Genomic DNA, 20,280 nt, shown 5'->3' with positions numbered 1-20,280 from the left:
GGGTGGTGAATACCTTCGTTTGCTTTCGTTGGAAAGTCCATGGCTTTCCGTCGATTGGACAAAAGTTTTCCCGTACGAGCCGAAAGTAGGGGGAGCCTTGACACGCCGGTTCCGGACTGTCCAGGGTGGAGATCCCGTGAGGAGCGGCCGTGGCGACCACCGACGCCTTCCCGACCCGCTATCTGCCCGCACCCGAGATCCGCGAGCTGCCCGACGAGCCCCGCCGCTACGGCAAGCTCATCGGCCCCGGCATCATCGCCGCCGGGGTCGGCCTGGCCTCCGGCGAGTTCGTGCTGTTCCCGTACATCGCCTCGCAGGTCGGCCTGGTCTTCGTCTGGGCCGCGCTGGTCGGGCTGATCACCCAGTACTTCCTCAACATGGAGATCGAGCGCTACACCCTGGCCACCGGCGAGACGGCGCTCACCGGGTTCAGCCGCTACTGGCGGCACTGGGGCCTGTTCTTCGCGGTCCTGACCTACTTCGCGAACCTGTGGCCCGGCTGGGCGACCAGCTCGGCCACCCTCACGACGTACATCTTCGGCGGCAACAAGACCGTGATCGCGGTGTGCATGCTGACCGCCATCGGCCTGATCCTGACCCTGGCCCCGGTCGTCTACGTGGCCCTGGAGCGGGCGCAGATGCTCAAGGTCGCCGCCGTGCTCACGTTCTTCGTCGTGGCGGCCATCTTCGCGGTCGGCGCGTCGGCGTGGAGCGACCTGCCCGACGTCGTGACCCGGCCGCGGCTGCCCATCGACGAGCTCGGCTTCGCGCTGCTGCTCGGCGCGCTGGCCTTCGCCGGGGCCGGGGGAGGGCAGAATCTGGTGCAGTCCAACTGGATCCGCGACAAGGGTTACGGCATGGGCACGTACGCCCCCAGGCTCGTCAGCCCGGTGACCGGGCAGTCGGAAGCCGCCCCCAGCACGGGCTACGTGTTCGAGCCGACGGAGGAGAACCTGCGCCGCTGGCGGGGCTGGTGGAAGTTCGCCAACATCGAGCAGCTGACCACGTTCGTGCTCATCACCTTCGTGACGATCCTGTTCACCTCGCTGCTGGCGTACTCCACCGTCTTCGGCCGCGAGGGCCTGGAGAACAGCATCGGCTTCCTCGAGATCGAGGGTCAGGTGCTGGCCGACCGGGTCGGCTCCTGGTTCCAGTACCTGTTCTGGATCATCGGCGCGTTCTCGCTCTTCGCGGCCGCGCTCGGCATCGTCGACTACACCAGCCGGCTGGCCGCCGACGTCATCAAGACCTCGTACGCCCGGGGCGCCGACGAGAGCAAGGTCTACGCCGGCCTGGTCTGGGGGCTGGTCGCGATCGGCATCGTGGTGCTGGTGGCCGGGTTCGACCAGCCGATCGTCCTGCTGATCATCTCGGCCGTCGTCGGCGGATTCATGATGTTCATCTACTCCGCCCTGCTCATCCTGATCAACCGGCGGATCCTGCCCGCGCCGATCCGCGTCCGGGGCGTACGGCTGGGGGCTTTGATCTGGTCGTTCGCGCTCTTCGGGGTGCTCTCCGTGGCGACGTTCATCGACCGGGTCTTTTAGCGCCGCTTTAACCCGGTCTTAGGCGCCGGGCCGCGAAAGTGCTTCGCATGTCAATCAAGCGCACGTTCGCGGCCCTGGCCGCCCTGGCCGTGGTGCCGCTCGCGGTCGTCGCGGCCCAGCCCGCCGCCCAGGCCGCCAGCAGCAAGTTCTGCATCGGGGGCAGCTATACCGTCCTCGGCAAGACCGGCACCAAGGACCGCTTCCGGGGTACGGTCGCCGCGCCCGCCGGCCGGTTCACCGTGCAGGGCAAGTACACCCGCTTCACCGTCGACCCGGCCACCTTCGCCCTGTACGACTACGCCTTCACGGGCGCCGCCAACGCCGGCGACATGACCGGTGGCTCTTTCACCCCTGTTTTCGCGAGCAAGGTCCCCGACCACCGCGGTCTGGCTTTGAGCAGCGCGATCAGCCTCGAGCTGCGCGACGAGGACATGGTCATCTCCCGTACGGGCCCCGGTGGTCTCAGCATGAAGATCCAGGCCAAGGACTGCGCCCAGGGCGGCATCTTCCAGATGGAACCCGCCCGCGGCGACGGCACCGCCACCCGGATCACCCACACCCTGGCCGACACCACCTTCTACTACGACAACCCGAACTTCCGCGCCCGCCTCGGCCAATTCCTCGGCTCCGAATGCACCTCGGTCACGACCGGCCCGGCCGGCCCCGCCTGCGTCCGGGTGACCCCGCGCGTCAACATCGCCAGCGACACGGCCCCCCGCCTGGTCCTGCGCGACAGCGCCCAGGTCGCCACGCGCGTGCTCGAACCTGCCTGTGGTCCCGACTTCACGAACACGTTGGGCCTGACCGAAACCCGCGACCACTGCGGCGCCACGTCGATCTGGGACGTCGCCTCGGGCGGCCGCATGGGCATGGTCACCGGCGAGGACGCCACCGAGGTGGCCAACCCGCCGACGGCCTGCACCACCGACTGCCAGGCCGAGAACCAGGTCCGGGGCAAGCTGGCGGTGCTGGGCTTCCCGTCCCCGGTGCCGGCCGCGAGCCGCCTGACCCCGCGTACCGCCGTCTGATCGTCGCGGGGATGCCGCTCGCCGCTTCAGCGGTGGGCGGCATCGGCGATCGCGCGCCGGATCTCGCCGGCCTCGGGCATGCCCAGCGCGGCGTAGCGGGATGCGGCCCGCTCCCAATGTCCGCGGGCCTCGTCGAGGTCGCCCAGGGTGTGGTGGGCGTGGCCCAGGCCGGCGTCCGCGCGGGCCTGCTGTTCCGAGACGCCGATCTCGACGGCGATGGCTCGGGCGGCGGCGTGGTGGTTCAAGGCCTCGGCCGGGCGACCGGCGGCCTGGGCGGTCTCGCCCAGGCCGTTGAGCGACCAGGCCTCGCTGTACTTGTAGCCGACGTCCCGATAGATGGCCAACGCCTGCCGGTGCCGGGTGGCGGCCTCGTCGAGCCGGTCGAGGCGCTGGGCCAGCACGCCCAGCGACTCCAGCGCGTCGGCCTCCAACGCCCGGTGACCGAGCTCCCGGGCCAGGGTCAGGGCCAGCCGCAGATGCTCGGCGGCGGGCTCGAGCCGGCCGCACCGCGCCTCGGCCAGGCCGAGGCCGCTCAGCGCGCTGGACTCGCCGATCCGGTCGCCGGCCCGCCGCACCAGCGCCAGGGCCTGCGAATAGTGCTCGACGGCGGCGTCGCCGCGGCCCAGCAGCCCCTCGAGGAAGGCCAGGTTGTTGAGCGTACGGGCCTCGCTGGTGGGGTCGTCGGCCCGCCGGAACAGCGCCAGCGCGGCGGCGAAGTGCTCGGTGGCCTCGGGCCAGCGCCCGGCGTGGTCGGCCGCGATGCCGAGGTTGTTGAGCGTGCGGGCCTGGCCGCCGGGGTCGTCGACCTGGCGGAACAGCTCCAGCGCGGACCGCAGGTGCTCGTCCGCCTCGTCGTAGCGGTCCAGTCCCAGACAGGCCGAGGCGAGGTCGCGCAGGGCGTGCGCCTCGCCGGCCACGTCGCCGATGCGCGCGGCCACCTGGACGGCGTGGGAGTGCACGATCACGGCGTCGCTGTCGTGGCCCTCGGTCAGATAGCGGTGCAGGGTGCGGGCCAGCCGGATCGTGTGCCCCGGCCGGTCGTGCGTGGCCGCCGCGACCAGGTTGTGGCGTTCCGCGTCGAGCCAGGCGCGGGCGGCGTCGGCGTCGGCCAGTGCCGGGGACGGGGTGCCGGCCGGCGCGGCCGGTGGCCGCAGGTGGGCCTCGGCCGGGCGCATCAGGTCCATGGCCGCGGCCGCGGTGGCCAGGTAATGGTCGAACAGGCGGGTCAGCGCGTCCCGGCGCTCGGCCGGGCGGTCCTCCTCGTGGGCGCGAACCGAGGCGTACGCGCGGACGAGATCGTGGAACAGGAACCGGCCCGGCGCCCCGGCCTGCAGCAGGTGGTCGCCCCGCAGGTGGTCGAGGTGCTCGCGGGCGGTGCCGGTGCCGGCGCCGAGCAGCGCCGCGACCGCGTACGGCTCGAGATCGGCCCCGGGGTGCAGGGCCAGCAGCCGCAGCAGCCGGCGCAGGCCAGGATCGAGATGCCGGTACGACAGGTCGAGGGCGAGTTCGACACCGCTTTCCAGCCGCCGGTCGCGGTGCCGCTCGTCGAGCCGGTCGGCGTGATCGGTCAGGGTCCAGCCGGGTGTGGCGCGCATGTGGCTGGCCACGAGCCCGAGCGCGAGAGGCAGGTGGCCGCAGCGTTCCGCGATGCGGGTCGCCGCGGCCGGGTCCTCGCCGGCCTCGACGCCGGCGGTGGCGCTCTTGAGGAACTGCCGGGCCTCATCGGCGCTGAACACGCCGACGGTCAGCTGCACGGACGGGCGCAGACCGGCCATGGGGGAGCGGCTGGTGACCAGCACCCGGCTGCCCGGCGTGCCCGGCAGCAAGGGCCGGACCTGGTCGGCTCCGGCCGCGTTGTCCAGCAGCACCAAGGCGCGCAGGCCCGCCATGCGCTCGCGGCAGAGCTCGGCCCGGGCCCCCGGATCGTGCGGAATCTTCGAGCCGGGCACCTCGAGCAGCCGCAGCAGGCCGTCCAGGACGGCGGTCGGCTCGGCCGGTGGCTGGCCCGGATCGGGGTGGAAGCCCCGCAGGTCGACGAAGAACACCCGGTCGAAGCGTTCGCGCCGAACCAGGTGGTGCGCCGCCTGCAGGGCCAGCTGGGTCTTGCCGATCCCGGCCATGCCCTCGATCGCCGCCACCCGGCCGGGCTCCAGCAACCGGTCGAGCTCCGCGGCCCGGCCGGTGAAGCCGGGCAGCTCCGGCGGCAGGGCGTCGCGCACCCGCACCTGGGCCGCCGCCCTGGTCGCCCCGCCGACCGTGCGCAGCGCCTGCCGCCACTGCGCGACGTAGCCGCCGTCCGGGTGCAGGGCCTGCACGATCGCTACCACCAGGTCGGCCCGCAGCCGCCGCCGGCCGGGCTTGAAGCAGTCGGCGACGGTGGCCCGGCTCGTCTGCTCGCGCCGGCTCTGGTTGATGCGAGCGGCGATCGCCTCGTACGACGGGTCGTCGGCCCACACCTTGAGCAGGCGCAACTGCTGGACGAGGCCGTCGATCGAGCCGGCCACGCCGGGGTCGGGAAGTGACGTCGATCGATCGGCTGGCACGGCTCTCACTGTAGCCATCGCCCGCATCCGGGATCGTCCGGGAACGAACCCGGCCCGCCCGTCCATCTCGGATAGTCGTCGGTAAGCAACCGCATCTGCGGTCGACCTAGGGGGAATCTCATGCTCAACCTCGCACCAGGACGACGTGTTCGCACCGCGCTGACCGGCCTGGCCGCCGTGGCCATGCTGACGACCGGGACCGTCGCGCTGGCCGGCGTCGGCCCGGCCGCGGCCGAGCCGACCAACTGCCGGGCCGAACGGGGCGGCTGGTACACCGTCGGCCGGGCGATCTGCACGTCCGGCACCGGCCAGTACCGCGCCGCGGTCAAGTGCGACGCCACCTGGCCCACGAGCGACTACTGGAAGCGCGGCCTGTGGTGGGGGGTCGGCAGCGGCCAGTGGAGCGAAGCCGCCTGCAGCAACGGCGACACGGCCATCGTGTTCAGCTACGACCGCCAGTGGTTCGGCTGACCTCCGATCGGGAGGCGTGAACGACTCTGAGCGCTGGTGCGGGCCTGAATGCCCGGGTCCCGCACCAGCGTTCAGCTGCTGACCGCCAGCTTGTCCTCGCCCGATGGCGGGGTCAGCAAGTCAGCGGCGTTTGGCGGCGATCTTCGCCCGTACGCGGGCCACGCGGATCGCCTCCTTCAGCGTGGCCACGTCGTACGCCCCGTAGTGGCGGCGGCCGTTGATGAAGAACGTGGGCGTGCCTGACACGCCGCTGAGGTCGGCCGATTCCAGGTCCGCGGTGATGTGGTCCTTGCAGATCGGCTGCATCATGTCGGCGTGGAAGCGGTCCTGGTCGAGGCCGAGCTCCCCGGCGTAGGCGATCAGGTCGGCGATCCGCAGGTGCTCCTGGCGGTCGATCAGCAGGTCGTGCATCTCCCAGAATTGCCCCTGCAGGCCCGCGGCCTCGGCGGCCTGCGCGGCCAGCTGGGCCTGGGGGTGCACGTCGGTCAGCGGCAGGTGCCGCCAGACGTAACGCAGGTCGTCGTCGGTCATCAGTTCCCGTACGGTCGGCTCGGCGCGCCCGCAGTACGGGCACTGGAAGTCGCCGTACTCGACCAGGGTCACCGAGGCCTCAGCCGGGCCCCGTACGTGGTCGCGGTCGGGGTCGACCTCGGGGATCAGGTCGGTCAGCTCGTCGACGTCGCCCAGCAGCGCCACCGCCTTGCGCGGCTTGGGCAGGCGGCTCGTCACGAAGAAGACGGCCCACGTGACCACCGACGACGCGACGATGCCGAGCAGCAGGCCCAGCTTGGCCTCGGACAGCTGCGGCTCCTCCAGCGCCAGGTTCGCGATCAGGAACGACACCGTGAAGCCCATGCCGGCGATCGTGCCCGTGCCCAGCACCGACGCCCAGCCCGCGCCGGGGCGGATGCGGCCGCCGCTGAGCCGGGTGACCAGGGCGGAGACGCCGGTGATGGCGATCGGCTTGCCCACCACGTACGCGAGGAAGATGCCCACGGTGACCGAGGACATGAGAGCCTGGCCCAGAAAGTCGCCATGGATCACGATGCCCGCGTTGGCCAGGCCGAACAGCGGGACGATCAGATAGCTCGACACGCCGGACCACGTACGGGTCAAACGGTCGTTGGGGGACAGGGAGCGCAGCACGCCGATCCGGGCGAACCGGGCCAACTCGGCCGTGGGCTGCTCGCGGAACGAGCGGAACAGGTCGCTGGCCTGCTCGAGCTCGCCCCGGGCGGGGGTGTAGGCGGCCGCGGCCAGGCCGATCGCCAGCCCCGAGACCACCGGGTCGACCCCGCTCTGCAGCGTCGCGCCCCAGATGACCAGGCAGAACGGCAGGTAGATGAAGCCGCTGCGGACGCCGGCCCGGACCAGCAGCAGGGTGAACCCGTAGACCGCGGCCGCCAGCAGCAGCGGCATCAGGTGGAACTCCTCCGAGTAGGCCACCGCGATCACGATCAGCGCGACCACGTCGTCCACGACGGACACCGTCACCAGGAACAGCCGCGCCTGCACGGGCACGTTACGCCCGACCAGCGCGAGCAGGCCCAGCGCGAGCGCCGTGTCGGTCGACATCGCCGCGCCCCAGCCCGCCGCGCCCGGCCCGCCGTGGTTGAAGGCCAGGAAGATGCCGATCGGCAGCACCATCCCGGCCGCCCCGGCCAGCGCCGGCAGCACGAACCGGCGCCGGTCGCGCAAATCGCCCAGGTCGAACTCGCGCCGCGCCTCCAGCCCCACCACCAGGAAGAACAGCGTCATCAGGCCGCTGTTGACCCATTCCCGCAGGCCCAGCTCGATGCCCTCGCCGCCGAACCGCAGGCTGACCGGGGTCTCCCAGAACGACTCATAGCTGCCGTCGGCCAGGTTGGCCCAGAGCAGCGCGGCGACGATGGCGGCCACGAGCACCCCGGCGCTGCCGGCCTCGGTCCGCAGGAACTCACGCAGGGGCGTCGTGACCCGATGGCTCCACCTGGTCGTCGAGGTGGAGTCGCTCAGCTCGGTGGCTTCACTCACGGACAAACCCAAGCACTTCGCGCGCCGCCTTTCCACCGTCTGTGACCAGCGCCTATCAAGACCGGTTCCCCGTACGCCGGTCCGCGCGGAAGACGGTGGCACGCGCGGGCCTCGCGAACTGGATAAGATCCGGTGTTCAGGCTCGCGGCACGGATGCCCCGGCCCGCTCGGGGAGGCGGTTTGTCAGACATCGAGGATCTGTCCTTGCGGCTGTCCGACGCCCTCGCACAGCTCGAAGGCCTCCGCACCCTGCAGGAGGTCAGCCGGGCCGTCCATGCCAGCCTCGACCTGACCGCGACCATGGACGCGGTGGTGCATGGGGTGACCAGGGCGTCCGGGTTCGAGGTGGCGGTCATCAACGTGCTCCAGCCCGACGGCGACTTCCTGGTCGTCTCGGCCGACGGCACCGAGGAGATCCGGCGTTCGCTGCTCGGCACCCGCACGACCCTGGCCATCTGGGACGAGCTGTTCGGCAAGGCCGAGCGGTGGGGCTCGCTGTTCTTCGTGGGCCACGGCAGCACGATGCCCGACGACATGATCACCTGGACGTCGGGCACGCTCCCGATCCCCGAGTCGCCGGACGGCTGGCACCCCGACGACATGCTGCTGGCGCCCCTGACCGCCCCGACCGGCGAGCTGGCCGGCGTGCTCAGCGTCGACCTGCCCCTCGACGGGCGGCTGCCCGGCCCGGTGCAGCGCGAGATGCTCGAGCTGTTCGCCCAGCACGCCTCGATCGCCGTGCACCACGCCCGCCTGCACCACGAGCTGGCCGAGAGCCGGGCCCGCCTCGCCCACGCGGCCACCCACGACCCGCTGACCGGGCTGGCCAACCGGGCCCTGCTGCGGGCCTTCACCGACGACCTGGCCGGGCGGTCCGGCGGCCAGGTCGGCGTGATGGTGATCGACCTCGACGACTTCAAGGCAGTCAACGACGCCGGCGGCCACGACGCGGGCGACGAGGTGCTGCGCACGGTGGCCGATCGCATGACCCAGCTCGTCCGGCCGGAGGATCTGCTCGCCCGGGCCGGCGGCGACGAGTTCATCGTGGTGGTGACCGGCGGCGCCGTGGACGCGGTGCTGCGCGACACGGCCGAACGCATCCACGCCGCGCTCGGCGAGCCGATCGAGACCCGCGGCGGGCCGCGCAAGGTCGGCGCGAGCATCGGACACGCGTACGGGCCGACAGGAACCGACTTCGCCCAGCTCGCCGCCGCGGCGGATGCCGACATGTATCGCACGAAGCAGCGCCACCGGGCCAAACGCCCCTGGGTGGCCTAGGGTCCGTTTTGTCACTGGGGCCCGGCCGCAGCCCCGCCACAGGTACAAAACGGACCCTAGCCTTTCCGCTTTCTTTCGAGGCCGTCGAGCAGCAGGTCGAGGGTGAACTCGAACTCGGTCTGGGTGTCGCACCAGCCCAGCGTGGGGTCGGTGACGTTGTGGATCTCGGACGCGACCATCGCCGTGATGTTGGGCAGCGCCTGGGCCATGGCGGCCATGTCGGCTTCGGAGTCGCCCCCCGTCTCGCCCACCGTGAAGATCTCTTGCGCGAAGCCGAGCGGCATGCTGCCGAAGGCGTGCAGCGCCCGGTGCGCGAGGTGATAGTCGAAGCCCGCCCTGACGAGGGTGGCCACGATGCCGTCGTAGTAGGCGAAGACCGTCGGCGGTACGGACGTCCGTGAGCTGATCAGGCCCGGCGCCCACGGGTGCCGCAGCATGACCCGCCGGGCCTTCAGGAACTGATTGCGCAGGTGGGCGCGCCAATCCTTCTCGTCCTCGGCGGCGACGGCGGCGCTCACCTCGGTCAGCAGGGTCTCCACCACTCCGTCGAGCAGGGCCTGCTTGGCCGGCAGGTGGTGATAGAGCGACATCGCCTCGACGCCCAGGTCGGCAGCGAGCCCGCGCATGGTCAGCTTGGCCAGCCCGTCCCGATCGGCCAGCGCGACGGCCGCCTCCAGCACACGCTCGCGGGTCAGCGGAGTCCTCGTCGCCACGGCTTGACCTTACAACGTATGGTTACCTTACAACGTAAGGCTGGGAGGCGTCATGATCCGTACGGCCCGCGTCACCGGGCTCCTCTATCTCGGGCTCGCCATCGGTGGCGCGTTCGGTTTCCTGCTCATCCGCCCGCAACTCTTCGACCCGGACAATGCCGCGGCCACGCTGGCCAACCTGGTCGCCGACCCGTCGCTGGCCCGCGCGGGCATAGTCTTCGAGCTCCTCACCGTGCTGACGCAGGCCCTCGCGGCCGTCTGGTTCCACCGCCTCTTCCGGCAGCCGGCCGCGTTCGGAATCGCCGCCTTCGGCCTGGCCAACGCGTTCGCCATCCTGATCAGCGCGGCCCTGCTGGCTACGGCCTTGTCGGTGGCGGAGGATCCGTACGGCGACCCGGCCGCCCTGGTGCAGACCCTCTACCTGGCCAGCGACCACCTCTGGGGCGTGGGCGCCATCTTCTTCGGCCTCTGGCTGATCCCGATGGGCTGGTGCGTGCTGAGCTCCGGCCTGATGCCCCGAGCCCTCGGCTGGCTCCTCATCGCCGGCGGCGCCGGCTACGTCTTGAGCGCCTTCCTCCGCTACGCCTTGCCCGACGCCGCCTTGATCGCCGACCTGCTGGCGTACCCGGCCACCATCGGCGAGTTCTGGATGATCGGCTACCTGCTGATCGTCGGCGTTCGGCGCACCGTCACGGGTGCGCGAAATGCTCAGGTCATCAGCGACGAGACCGCACCGACCAGGCAAACTGGATCGAACCAAGCCGCGTAGTTCTCGTTCGGAACCGGGCGAGGAACTTCCTCGGGAAGACTGTGGCGCCTCATGTATTGCAACCGATCGGCCGGCCCCATCAAGCCGTTTCAGTACCTGAATGATCACTCGAAGTAATGAGAAGTCCGCAGACTCGTTCGAGCGAACGTCGGCTGTCGACGGCATGAAGGAGGCCGCGGCCGGGCCCCATCGTGTTTCGTGTGGATGACAAAACCCACTCGCGGGGGAATACTAAGCGTCTCTGCAAGCAGACCTGACGGGCCGCAAGTCGCCTCTCGTGGGAGCGGTAAATGGACGAGATTCCAAAAATTCGAGTTGTATCGGGCAACTCGAACGAGAAGGGCGACATCCTTACGCGCTTGATGGGGGACCTTTTCCATTCTTTGGGATTCGTCGACCTCCAGTACGACCTGGCGCGAAGCGGCCGCGAACTCGATATCGTCGGAGTTCACGAGTTCGAGGAGAAGGCGTTACGTGCAGAGTGCAAGGCGCACACGGAAACCATCGGCGGGGCTGACGTCAACAAGTTCGCCGGCGTTCTCCAGGCGGAGCAGAACAGAACTGCTCAGCCGGTCTCCGGGTATTTCATCTCGCTCTCGGGGTTCACGGCGCCGGCCATCGAGCAGGAGTCCGAGTTCGCGAGACGCAGGATTGCCCTGATCGGGCCGGCGCAACTATGCGATCGTCTTCAAAAAAGCGGATTCCTGGTGAGCCGGGATCGGGCGATCGACAGCGCCCGGCGAGTTGTTTCTCGTTCTCTTCCTGAAGGTCTCTCCGTCCGATCTGTCGAAATCGTCGCCAGTCGCCTCGGCTGGGCGTGGGGCATCTATTACGGCGTAGGGCCGGGAGCGCCGTCTCACGCATGCTTCATACACGCCGACGGCCACGCACTTTCTGCCGCCACAGCCTCTCCGTTGCTGGCGCAGGAAGGATGCGTGATCGCTGGAAGTCCTGTTGCTTCGGACCAGGTGCGCGAGGCGGCTTCTGTTTACCGCGACTATCTGTGTCGAGAGTTCGGCAGCATCACACTGGAAGGTCTGCAGGCCGATCAAGAGATCGGTGGGCGAAGATTTCGGTTGGAGAATCTTTACGTGCCCACGCGCTTGACCGACACGCCGGAGTCGACCGTCGTCGACGAAGATCCTGATTACTCACATGCCGACGTCAACGACCACGAATACCAGAGTGCGTCGACGAGTAGAGGAGTGGCCCTGGGTAAAGCATTGTCGAGCCACGCGCGACTCGCCATACTCGGTCCGCCTGGTAGCGGAAAGTCAACCTTGATCAAAAGGCTGGCCGTTGCCTACGCGAGTGAACCGCGCCGCGAGGAGATCCGCGACGGCTTGCCTGTGCTCCGATGCCTACCCATCGTGGTCAGATGCAGGCAGATCACCGGGCGATCCGCATACTCGATCGTGCATATGCTCGAGGAGCAGATCTCCAGGGCAGAAAGACCGGATCTTCGTGCCGCATTCAGCCAGGCTGTTCATGAAGCACTGCGCGATGGATCTCTGTTTCTTCTGCTCGACGGACTGGACGAGATCGGCGACATCGCCGAGAAGCTGCAGTTTGCCGCGCAACTGCGGACCTTCATGGCTGTATATCCCGCGGTTCGCCTGGTTACCACTTCGCGGGAAGCAGGATTTCGCCCCATTGCCGGAACTGTGGCGGAAATGTGCACTACGTACTTCGTGCATGAACTGTCGGACGACGACATCGAAAATCTCTCCGTGGCCTGGCACCGAGTCACGGTCGGCCAGAGCTCCGAAGTGGAGAAAGATGCTCGCCGGTTGGCCGTCAGCATCTGCAGTATCGACAGAGTCCGGCGTCTTGCGTCCAACCCGCTCCTTCTCACCATTTTGTTCCTCGTGCGGCGTGGGGTCGGGCAGATGCCTCGTCGTAGGTCAGTTCTCTACGGCAAGGCCGTCGAAGTCCTGTTGATGACTTGGAATGTTGAAGGCCACAGCCCGGTGGACCCCGACGAGGCGCTGCCCCAACTCGGATTCGTTGCTTATGCGATGATGACGGAAGGGAAGCAGAGCATCTCCGAAAGTGAATTGCGGAATCTGCTGCGAAAAGCGCGTAGTGAAATGCCCGATCTGCTGATGCATGCGCGCCTGTCCGTCTCGGAGATGATTGCGAAGATCGAAGAGAGAAGCAGTCTGCTGACCCTCGCCGGGCATGACGTTCGTGACGGAACACTGCAAGCGATCTATGAGTTCAAACACCTCACCTTTCAAGAGTATTTGTGCGCCCGGGCCGTGGCGGAGGGCTGGCTGCCGGCGAAACTGGCGGAACTGCCCACCATCGAACTGATCAAGCCGTATCTCGCTGAGCTTTCATGGCACGAAGTCGTCGTACTGACTGCGGCATTGTCCGGGCGGAACGCCTCGACCGTGATGGCTGAGCTGATTTCGAGTGTCTCAAAGATTCCTGCTCCCTCCGAATCGGCCGCCGAATCCTGGAACCGCTACTCGTCGGCGACCTTGCCCTACATCGAAAACATCGCGGGTTGCCTCGCGGACGACGTCCCTGTGACGCCGCTACTTCTTGAAAAAGCACTCTCCCTCATCGTGCACACCTCCGAGCACGGCAATCTTGCGCTCGACATCATCGGATCGCGCTACGAACTGAGCCTGAGGGAGTATGTCGCCGGGGCGGTCAAGTCCTCGGGTTACATAGATCAGGCAATGTCGGTCTTCGTGAATCTGAATGGGGCCAAGTTCGCCGGTGAGCCGGTAGCCAGCCTGCTGTCATCCTGTGTGGTCCTGCTCCAGGGCGCGGAGGAGGATGAGTTGCTCCAAGGATTAGCCCTATTAGTATTTGTGTGTCTTCACCGGGGTTCCGCCCTGGAGGCTTTGGTTCCGGTTCCTGTTGGATATTCGACCAGATCCCAACTGCGGAGACCGGCAGAATTGGCTGCGAGTCTTCTCTATTCCGGAAAGTTGGGCGTCTCGGGCCGGGTGCTCGCTCTCTGGGCAATCGGGTGGTCAGGTCAGAACATTCGATCGGTCAGGGTCAACAATAAACTGCAGCAGTGGCTGTTGCGGTCCTGGATGGAACGGGATGGTGACTACGAGGAGCAGATTCCGTGGGCCCTGATGTCGACGCCGCTCACCGGGAAGTGGGGGTTCGAGGCGCTAGGCGTCGAGCCGGCGGTATTGAATTCTTTCTTGAACGCGCGGCTGGAATCGTCCGAACGAGAAGAGTTCAGGCGTATTCGGTGCGCTGTCTTCTTGTGCAGCTTCTATCTTGAGCTGCCCTGGTCCCGAGAGGAGTTGACCGAGGCGATCAAGAGTGATGTTGTACTTTCGTACGCTCGGCAGCGTGTCGAAGTTGAATTCATCGTTCGCCTCTTGAAGGCATGCGGCGAGTCCCGCGACAATATAAACAGGATCAACAGCCGCACGTATCCTAGGCCCCGTCTCGGCGCATAGCGGCGTCGCGGACGTCAGTGTCGGGGCAGCCACCACCTTACTCATTCGACATGTTGCGGGTTTACGGTTCACCTTATGACTGAGAGGCCACCGTTTCCGCCGTTCACCCTCGAGACCGCCCGCCAGAAGGTGCAGGCCGCCGAGGACGCCTGGAACAGCCGCGACCCATCACGGGTGTCACTGGCCTACACCGAGGACTCGGTGTGGCGTAACCGCGACACGTTCGTCACCGGCCGGCCCGCGATCGTCCAGTTCCTGACCGCGAAGTGGGAGCGCGAACTCGACTACGCGCTGCGCAAGAACCTGTGGTCCTTCACCGAGGACCGCATCGCCGTACGCTTTCAGTACGAATCGCGGGACGCGAGCGGCCAGTGGTGGCGCAGCTACGGCAACGAGCTGTGGGAGTTCACCGCGGAGGGGCTGATGCGTCGCCGCGAGGCCAGCATCAACGACCTGGCCATCACGGAGAGCGAACGTCGCATCTTCGGCCCCCGCCCGGAGTCCGAGCGCGGGCAGGACTTCCCGTTGCAGTAGTCCGCTCCGCGACGATCTCGTCACTTTCCTTGTCGGCAAGATCTATGCGGGGCCGGGAGGCTTAGACTCCTCGGACGCTGGACATCCTTGAGTCATGGCCGCCATCAGCGGGCCGTTGACGACGACATGAGCGGGAGGCGGCGAGAGGTCATGCCCCAGGGATTCCACGGCGACCTGGCCCAGGTCGGCGGCACGCTGGTCACGATGGCCAAGGCCGCCCGCGAGACGATGCGGCAGGCCAGCCAGGCCCTGCTCGCCGCCGACCACACCTCGGCCCAGCAGGTCATCGAGCGCGGCGCCGAGATTAACGTGCTCTTCCGGCTGGTCGAGGACAGGGTCTACGACCTGGTCGGCCGGCGCAAGCTGGGCCCGGACGAGCTCCCCGCGACCATGACCGCCGTCCAGGTGGCCGCGGATCTCGAGCGCATGAGCGAACTGGCCGTCCACGTCGCCCGCTCCTCCCTGCGCCGGCACCCGGCACCCGCGGTCGCCCCCGAGCTGACCGGCCTGTTCACGACGATGAGCGAGGTGGCCGACCGGCTCGCCGAGAAGATGGTCGACGTGCTGGCCGATCACGACGCGGAACTCGCGGCCGGCCTCGACCAGGACGACGACGCCATGGACCAGCTGCATCGCCGCCTGTTCGCGGTCATGCTGAGCCCGGACTGGCCGCTCGGCGTCGAAGCGGCTGTGGATGGGGCGTTGCTGGGGCGTTTCTACGAGCGATATGCCGACCACGCGGTCAACGTCGCCAACCGCGTGGTCGAACTGACGCGTGCAGACAACGGAATTCGATCGTCCAATTGAGGCCGAATCCGGCCTGAAGCCCGGCTGAGTGTCAGTCGGGCCAGAACGAGCCGTCGGCCAGCCGCTCGAACTGCTCGCCGAACTCCGGCGTGCCCTCGAAAACCACCCTCAGCTGGTCCCGGACGCCTTCCGGAACGCTGAGCGCGACCGTGATGACGACGTTCTGCTCGGTCGGGCTCACGACCACGCGGCTGGTGAGCTCGAGGTTGGGCGCCAGCATGGACCGGGATTCCTCGACGAAGACCCGGGCGACCTCGTCGTCGCCGAACACGAACGCGACCTGCTTGTCCCGCCCCGGAAGGAGGAAGGGCATATCGACGCCGTCGCCGGAGACCCAGGGAAGTAGAAAGATCCGCTGCCGGTCGGCCAGCAGTTCTTTCGCGCTACCGGGTGTGGAGGCCAGCTCGACCAGTAGGTCGAGGTCGGGATGGGAGATGTCCAGCGAATCGGCCAGCGCAAGGAAATGGCGGATGTCCGGTCCGGCGACCGCGGATGAGAATTGCTTGTCGAGGAATGCGGCAAGCCCACCGATCGCGTCCAACCGGCGCTCGTGTGGGAAGAGGCAGAGCCGCAGCGCGAGAGCATGTCCGCGGTCGAACGTGGTGAATCGGGCGTTGATGCGATCGTGGGCGGCGACCAGTTTCTGCCGCATGCCGGCAACGTCTTCCTCGCCGGGCTCGGACGTCCCGGTCCGGGTCAGCAGCTCAGCCAGGAAGTCGATGATCACGTTCAGCCGGACGGCGTTGGCGACGTTGCCGTAGAGGTCGGCGGCGTCGGCCCCGTCCCGAAGGCGCACGGCTAGGGCGCAGCTGTTGAGCACGTGGAACAGGCCGAACATGAGCAGGACGTCGCTGGCCAGGCGGCCGGCATTGAGCTGGTCGAGCGTGCCGCTGCGCTCGAAGACGCGGTAAGTTCCCTCGAACAAGGCCTGTACCGAGAACAGGTCGGCATCGATCTCGGCGGTGAGCACGGCCGAGTCGAGCGCGTCGATCCGTTCGAGCTCGGCCCGGCGTTTCCGTACGGCCTCCGAGTGATCGCCGAAGTACTTGCCGAGGACGGCGTCGGCGAGTGACCCGAGATAGGTGTCCGGCCCGCCCCTCCTGGTGTGATCACGTTCCCGGGCCGCCACGTGTCCCATCTCGTGCAGCAGGCCGTAAAACCAGACGGACAGGTAGCTCTCACTGATCGGTTCACGCTCCAGACCCATCAGCGTCATCCGTGGAAAGTCGACAGTCGTCCTGCTCAAGGACTCGGCCATCAGGTGACACGCGAGCGCCGGGTCGCCCTGCCGAAGGGTCAGCTCGGCAAGGATGCGCAGCGAAACCTGCTCCGCGACCGCCTCGAGCATCGGGCCGTCCAGCCAGAACGTCGTCAGGATGCCGCGGAGTTGTCCCATCATCTCGAGATGCCGTGTGCTGAAGAGGACGACGGCCGGGTCGAGGTCGGGTAGCGAGAACGTCTCCGGGGCTCCGCCACTGACCCAGAAGATCGAGTAGGGATGCGACACCATCGTGTCCACCACGTCGAGGACTGCGTTCATCGGGCTGATCGGCTCACGATCGTGCCGCCAGATCCGCACCCCGTCCCCGGCCTGTGATCGGGCAATCTGCTCGAGTACGGATTGGTCAAGCATCGTCGTCCGGTGGGTTGTCGCCCATCTTGTCGATCAGCTCGCGGATCTGCGCCCGGCCCGGCCTATCGATTTTGATCTTCTGTTTCTCGAGGTCCACCGTCACGCTGCCGAGCCGCAGTTCCTTCACCAGTTCAGCCAGCGCGCGCAGGATGTCGGGGGCCGTCTTCACCGCGAGGCCGGCCACCACGAGCCAGGACGTGATGGCCGCCCCGTCGAGGTTGCGCCGCCCCGAGGCCTGGGCCGTCACGCCGAAGGTGTCCAGCATGGTCACGATCGCCTGAGCCGACTCCTGGTCGGCCTCCACGATCAGAGTTGCTTGCTCAGGCACCACGGTGCCTCCTCTCACTGATTCCCACCTCGAACGCTAACCGCCGATGGTCCACTTCTGGTTGGGGACGCGACGCCGTCCCACATCCGGACGAGGGCGCTGTTGGCAGTGCTGGGGCCGCCGACGTCGAGGAACTTGCCGGCGTAGCCGTGAATCTCGGTGCCGCCCGGGAGCGCTGACACGGCATCGCCTCCCCCGATCACCCGCCGCACTTGATCCTGACGGACAGCCGTCGGTCTGGGCGTGGCCCGGCAAAGGCGTACGAGCATCTCGGGAAGCTTGGTGGGATTCACCCACGTTCGACGATGACGGCGATGACTCTAGGGACGCGGCACTGTGAGTGAGGTCTGGTCAGTGGCCGCGGCGCCGGAAACCGGCAGCCAGGGGCTGACGCCGAAGCGGGCCGTGGTGCCCAGGTCGAGGCCGCCCTCCGGGGTCAGCACCTGGGCGGGGTAGCCGGAGCGGACCGCCATCCGCAGCAGTGGGACGGTGAGCGGTGGCTTGCTGGGGTCGTCGTACTTGTTGCGCCAGACGATGATCGCGGTGGCCCGGGCGCCCGGCGCCAAGGTGAACGGGCTCGGGGCGGCGTCGCGGTAAGGAATGCCGGGAGCTATGTCGCCCACGCCCTCGAGGGCTTCGACGGCGAGTGGGGCCTGCTTCTCGTCCAGCGCGCGCACCTCGGGGTAGCCGTCGACCTCGTACGGCGTACGGCCGCAATTGATCAGGCTGATGCCGAGGGCTCGCAGGCCCATGGCGGCGTCGACCGCCTCCGTCCGGAGGGTGGCGCAGGGGAAGGACGGGGCCACGGCGGACGGGCTCGCGCTCGAAGTGGGGGACGCGGGCGGCGCGGTGGCCCACGGGCGGTCGTCCGTGCAGCCGGCGAGCAGGAAGGCCAGGCCGGCGGTGAGCAGACACAGGCGGGCCCTCATGGGAAGGGACCTTAGCTAATCGATGCGAGCGGGAGCCCGAAGCCCTAAGGTGGGCCGCGTGCTGCTGAGTGTGGAGCCGGTGCGGACGCTGGGCGATCCGGATGAGCCGCGGTTGACCTTCTCGGAGGATGACGAGGCCAGCCGTGAGCGGCTGCTGCTGGTGGACGGCCAGCCGGCGTTCGAGCTGACGTTCTGGTGCGGCACCTGCCAGATCCTGTTCCAGCGGCGGGCGGGCTCGACCGAGACGTTCTCGCCCGAGGGGGACGATCCGATCGAGGCGTTCGGGTCGTTGCTGCCGCGGGGGGAGTATCAGCCGCTGCTGCTGGAGGTGCGGCCGCGGCTCGTGCAACCGTCGGGGCCGGGCGACTACTTCGCCGAGGAGCAGGTGGCGACGTGGGGGCTCGACTCGTTCTGGGGCTTGCCGGTTTACCCGAGAACACCCTATTACCGTACGTTCGAGACCGCGGTCGACGACGAGGCGCACTTCTACGAGTTCGTGGTGCCGATGGTCCCGCCGTCCTGGAACGAGCGGGCGCAGGTCGAGAAATACGCCGCCGAGCTGGCCTCGGGGGAGACGCCGACGCTGGTTGCCGTGTCGTTGCTCGACGTGAGCGAACCCGCGGGCGCCGACGGGCCCGACCACTACACCCACTGGGCGCTCACCCATTTCCTGCTCGACGGCCATCACCGGCTCCAGGCGGCGGCCGAGACAGACCACCCCGTACGGCTTCTGTCCCTGCTCGCCGTCGAACGGGGCACGGCGGGCGTGGGCTCAGTGGCGCGGGTGCCGGAGCTGCGGGCCCGCGACCCGAAGAAGCGGCCGTGACCGACGACGAGATCTTCGTGGCCGTCCGCGAGCGGGTGCGGGCCGGGCGTCCCTGCGATGGGGACTGGCATCTAGACCACGAGCCCGCCACTCCCGAAGCCGTGGCCGCCGCCGAGGCGCTGATCGGCCACCCGTTCCCGCCGTTGCTGCGCCGCCTCTATCTCGAGGTGGCCGACGGCGGCTTCGGGCCGTCCTGCGGGGTCAACGGAGTCGGCGAGAACGGTCATGGCTGCGTCGGCTCGATGCTCGGCGACTACGTCGACTGGCGCGACACCCCCGCCGACCCGGGCGACCCGCCGTGGACCCCGGGCGTCGTGATCCTGGGCGACTCAGGGTATGCGGTGTGGGCGGTGCTCGACTGCCGCAGCCCGGAGGGGCGCCTCTCGTTCCTGGACGGCCGGGAGATCTTCGCAGCCGACCTGACGCTCTCGGGGTGGCTGACGCGCTGGCTTTCCGGGACGCTCGACCCGCACGCGCTGGTCGGGTCGTGAACGTGTGGGCGTTCGTCCTGGTGGTCGCCTTGGGTGCGATGTCGCCGGGGCCGGATTTCGCCGTCGTCGTGCGCCATTCGGTGGTGTCGGGCCGCGGGCACGGGCTGGCCACCGCGGCCGGCATCGCCGCGGGCGTGTTCGTCTGGGCGGCCGCGGCCGCGTCCGGGGTAGCGGCGCTGATCGCCTGGGCGCCGGGTGCCCTGACCGCGCTGAAGCTGGTGGGGGCGGCGTACCTGCTCTATCTGGGGGTGCGCTCCCTGCGCTCGGGTGGCCAGGCGGCGACAGTCGAACCGGGTACGCGTAAGTCGAGAGGCGCGGCCTTCCGGGACGGCCTGCTCTGCAACGTGCTCAACCCGAAGGCGGCCGTGTTCTTCGTGGCGTTGCTGCCACAGTTCCTGCCGGCCGACCCCGGCATCGTTGACACAGTGGTGCTGTCCGGCCTGGCCGTGGCGATCACGATCGTCTGGTTCACGAGCGTGGCCCTGCTCGTCTCCGCCCTACGTCGCCTGCTCGACCGCGCCCCGGTCCGCCGCGCGATCGACCGGCTGACCGGCGTGGCACTGATCGCCCTCGGCGTGCGGCTGGCGGTAACGACCGCCCGATAGCGAGCGTTCCTGCACATCGGCGTTTGGTGCGCGAGTACTGCGCGGTTGGCGGTGGCGACCGCCCATATAGTGAGCGTTTGCTGGAAATCGGTGTTGGTTGCGCGTTTGGTGCGCGAGTGCTGCGCGGTTGGCGGTGGCGATTGCCCGGTAGTGGGCGTTGCTGCGGATCGGTGTTGGTTGCGCGTTTGGTGCGCGAGTGCCGCGCGGTTGGCGGTGGCGATTGCCCGGTAGTGGGCGTTGCTGCGGATCGGTGTTGGTTGCGCGTTTGGTGCGCGAGTGCCGCGCGGTTGGCGGTGGCGATTGCCCGGTAGTGGGCGTTGCTGCGGAT

General features: G+C 68.6%; 17 protein-coding genes. 11 read left to right on the top strand and 6 right to left on the bottom strand.

The window, feature by feature from the left end; genetic code table 11:
- Nucleotides 1-149 precede the first annotated feature (149 nt).
- Nucleotides 150-1,547 (top strand): Nramp family divalent metal transporter, encoded by a 1,398-nt coding sequence (locus JKJ07_RS33840; RefSeq protein ID WP_202996022.1) that lies wholly within the window; start codon nt 150-152, stop codon nt 1,545-1,547.
- A 47-nt stretch (nt 1,548-1,594) separates the two neighbouring features.
- Nucleotides 1,595-2,575: a hypothetical protein gene (locus JKJ07_RS33835; protein ID WP_202996021.1), complete on the top strand. Its 981-nt coding sequence runs from the start codon at nt 1,595-1,597 to the stop codon at nt 2,573-2,575.
- A 26-nt stretch (nt 2,576-2,601) separates the two neighbouring features.
- Here JKJ07_RS33835 and JKJ07_RS33830 read toward each other — a convergent pair whose 3' ends face one another.
- Complete coding sequence (locus JKJ07_RS33830) at nt 2,602-5,118, bottom strand: tetratricopeptide repeat protein (protein ID WP_307834544.1); 2,517 nt, start codon at nt 5,116-5,118, stop codon at nt 2,602-2,604.
- Between the two features lie 120 nt (nt 5,119-5,238).
- Between JKJ07_RS33830 and JKJ07_RS33825 the strand changes: the two genes are divergently transcribed.
- Nucleotides 5,239-5,589 (top strand): hypothetical protein, encoded by a 351-nt coding sequence (locus JKJ07_RS33825; RefSeq protein WP_202996019.1) that lies wholly within the window; start codon nt 5,239-5,241, stop codon nt 5,587-5,589.
- 120 nt (nt 5,590-5,709) lie between these two features.
- Here JKJ07_RS33825 and JKJ07_RS33820 read toward each other — a convergent pair whose 3' ends face one another.
- On the bottom strand, nt 5,710-7,602 hold the full coding sequence (locus JKJ07_RS33820) for a Na+/H+ antiporter NhaA (protein WP_202996018.1): 1,893 nt from the start codon (nt 7,600-7,602) through the stop codon (nt 5,710-5,712).
- Nucleotides 7,603-7,782: 180 nt separating this feature from the next.
- On the opposite strand from JKJ07_RS33820, the gene JKJ07_RS33815 reads away from it, so the two are divergent.
- Nucleotides 7,783-8,880 carry a diguanylate cyclase domain-containing protein gene (locus JKJ07_RS33815; RefSeq protein ID WP_202996017.1) on the top strand — a complete coding sequence of 366 codons (1,098 nt, stop codon included), beginning with the start codon at nt 7,783-7,785 and terminating at the stop codon, nt 8,878-8,880.
- 56 nt (nt 8,881-8,936) lie between these two features.
- On the opposite strand, the gene JKJ07_RS33810 is transcribed toward JKJ07_RS33815, so the two are convergent.
- Nucleotides 8,937-9,593: a TetR/AcrR family transcriptional regulator gene (locus JKJ07_RS33810; protein WP_307834543.1), complete on the bottom strand. Its 657-nt coding sequence runs from the start codon at nt 9,591-9,593 to the stop codon at nt 8,937-8,939.
- Between the two features lie 52 nt (nt 9,594-9,645).
- Between JKJ07_RS33810 and JKJ07_RS33805 the strand changes: the two genes are divergently transcribed.
- From JKJ07_RS33805 to JKJ07_RS33790, 4 genes are all read left to right on the top strand, one after another.
- Nucleotides 9,646-10,362, top strand: a complete 717-nt coding sequence (locus tag JKJ07_RS33805) for a DUF4386 domain-containing protein (RefSeq protein WP_202996016.1) — start codon at nt 9,646-9,648, stop codon at nt 10,360-10,362.
- Nucleotides 10,363-10,652: 290 nt separating this feature from the next.
- Nucleotides 10,653-13,799 carry an NACHT domain-containing protein gene (locus JKJ07_RS33800; protein WP_202996015.1) on the top strand — a complete coding sequence of 1,049 codons (3,147 nt, stop codon included), beginning with the start codon at nt 10,653-10,655 and terminating at the stop codon, nt 13,797-13,799.
- Nucleotides 13,800-13,874: 75 nt separating this feature from the next.
- Complete coding sequence (locus tag JKJ07_RS33795) at nt 13,875-14,333, top strand: nuclear transport factor 2 family protein (protein WP_202996014.1); 459 nt, start codon at nt 13,875-13,877, stop codon at nt 14,331-14,333.
- Nucleotides 14,334-14,483: 150 nt separating this feature from the next.
- Nucleotides 14,484-15,140 (top strand): phosphate signaling complex PhoU family protein, encoded by a 657-nt coding sequence (locus JKJ07_RS33790; RefSeq protein WP_202996013.1) that lies wholly within the window; start codon nt 14,484-14,486, stop codon nt 15,138-15,140.
- 31 nt (nt 15,141-15,171) lie between these two features.
- On the opposite strand, the gene JKJ07_RS33785 is transcribed toward JKJ07_RS33790, so the two are convergent.
- The 3 genes from JKJ07_RS33785 to JKJ07_RS33775 all read right to left on the bottom strand — a co-directional run bounded on the left by JKJ07_RS33785 (nt 15,172) and on the right by JKJ07_RS33775 (nt 18,030).
- Nucleotides 15,172-16,773, bottom strand: coding sequence for a hypothetical protein (locus JKJ07_RS33785; protein WP_202996012.1), 1,602 nt, complete (start codon nt 16,771-16,773; stop codon nt 15,172-15,174).
- Nucleotides 16,766-17,077: a hypothetical protein gene (locus JKJ07_RS33780; RefSeq protein WP_202996011.1), complete on the bottom strand. Its 312-nt coding sequence runs from the start codon at nt 17,075-17,077 to the stop codon at nt 16,766-16,768. The genes JKJ07_RS33785 and JKJ07_RS33780 overlap by 8 nt, the downstream gene beginning before the upstream one ends.
- 344 nt (nt 17,078-17,421) lie before the next feature.
- Complete coding sequence (locus JKJ07_RS33775; protein WP_202996010.1) at nt 17,422-18,030, bottom strand: DUF4232 domain-containing protein; 609 nt, start codon at nt 18,028-18,030, stop codon at nt 17,422-17,424.
- 58 nt (nt 18,031-18,088) lie between these two features.
- Between JKJ07_RS33775 and JKJ07_RS33770 the strand changes: the two genes are divergently transcribed.
- The 3 genes from JKJ07_RS33770 to JKJ07_RS33760 are packed head-to-tail and all read left to right on the top strand — an operon-like array spanning nt 18,089 to nt 19,952.
- Nucleotides 18,089-18,856 (top strand): hypothetical protein, encoded by a 768-nt coding sequence (locus JKJ07_RS33770; RefSeq protein ID WP_202996009.1) that lies wholly within the window; start codon nt 18,089-18,091, stop codon nt 18,854-18,856.
- Nucleotides 18,853-19,347 (top strand): SMI1/KNR4 family protein, encoded by a 495-nt coding sequence (locus JKJ07_RS33765; RefSeq protein ID WP_202996008.1) that lies wholly within the window; start codon nt 18,853-18,855, stop codon nt 19,345-19,347. Before JKJ07_RS33770 ends, JKJ07_RS33765 begins: the two co-directional genes overlap by 4 nt.
- Entirely contained in the window at nt 19,344-19,952 is a 609-nt protein-coding gene (locus JKJ07_RS33760) for a LysE family translocator (RefSeq protein ID WP_307834542.1), read from the top strand. Before JKJ07_RS33765 ends, JKJ07_RS33760 begins: the two co-directional genes overlap by 4 nt.
- Nucleotides 19,953-20,280: the final 328 nt, after the last annotated feature.

Source organism: Paractinoplanes lichenicola (genome assembly GCF_016785085.1).
GTDB classification, from domain to species: Bacteria; Actinomycetota; Actinomycetes; order Mycobacteriales; family Micromonosporaceae; genus Actinoplanes; species Actinoplanes lichenicola.
Note: the sequence above shows the minus strand (reverse complement) of the source record. Positions and strands in the feature narration are given on the sequence as shown.

Excerpts from the sequence above, each read along its gene's own strand:
- JKJ07_RS33835 (WP_202996021.1), top strand. The coding sequence starts at position 1,595 with ATGTCAATCAAGCGCACGTTCGCGGCCCTGGCCGCCCTGGCCGTGGTG.
- JKJ07_RS33825 (WP_202996019.1), top strand. The coding sequence starts at position 5,239 with ATGCTCAACCTCGCACCAGGACGACGTGTTCGCACCGCGCTGACCGGC.
- JKJ07_RS33800 (WP_202996015.1), top strand. The coding sequence starts at position 10,653 with ATGGACGAGATTCCAAAAATTCGAGTTGTATCGGGCAACTCGAACGAG.
- JKJ07_RS33775 (WP_202996010.1), bottom strand. The coding sequence starts at position 18,030 with ATGAGGGCCCGCCTGTGTCTGCTCACCGCCGGCCTGGCCTTCCTGCTC.
- JKJ07_RS33785 (WP_202996012.1), bottom strand. The coding sequence starts at position 16,773 with ATGCTTGACCAATCCGTACTCGAGCAGATTGCCCGATCACAGGCCGGG.
- JKJ07_RS33795 (WP_202996014.1), top strand. The coding sequence starts at position 13,875 with ATGACTGAGAGGCCACCGTTTCCGCCGTTCACCCTCGAGACCGCCCGC.
- JKJ07_RS33805 (WP_202996016.1), top strand. The coding sequence starts at position 9,646 with ATGATCCGTACGGCCCGCGTCACCGGGCTCCTCTATCTCGGGCTCGCC.
- JKJ07_RS33790 (WP_202996013.1), top strand. The coding sequence starts at position 14,484 with ATGCCCCAGGGATTCCACGGCGACCTGGCCCAGGTCGGCGGCACGCTG.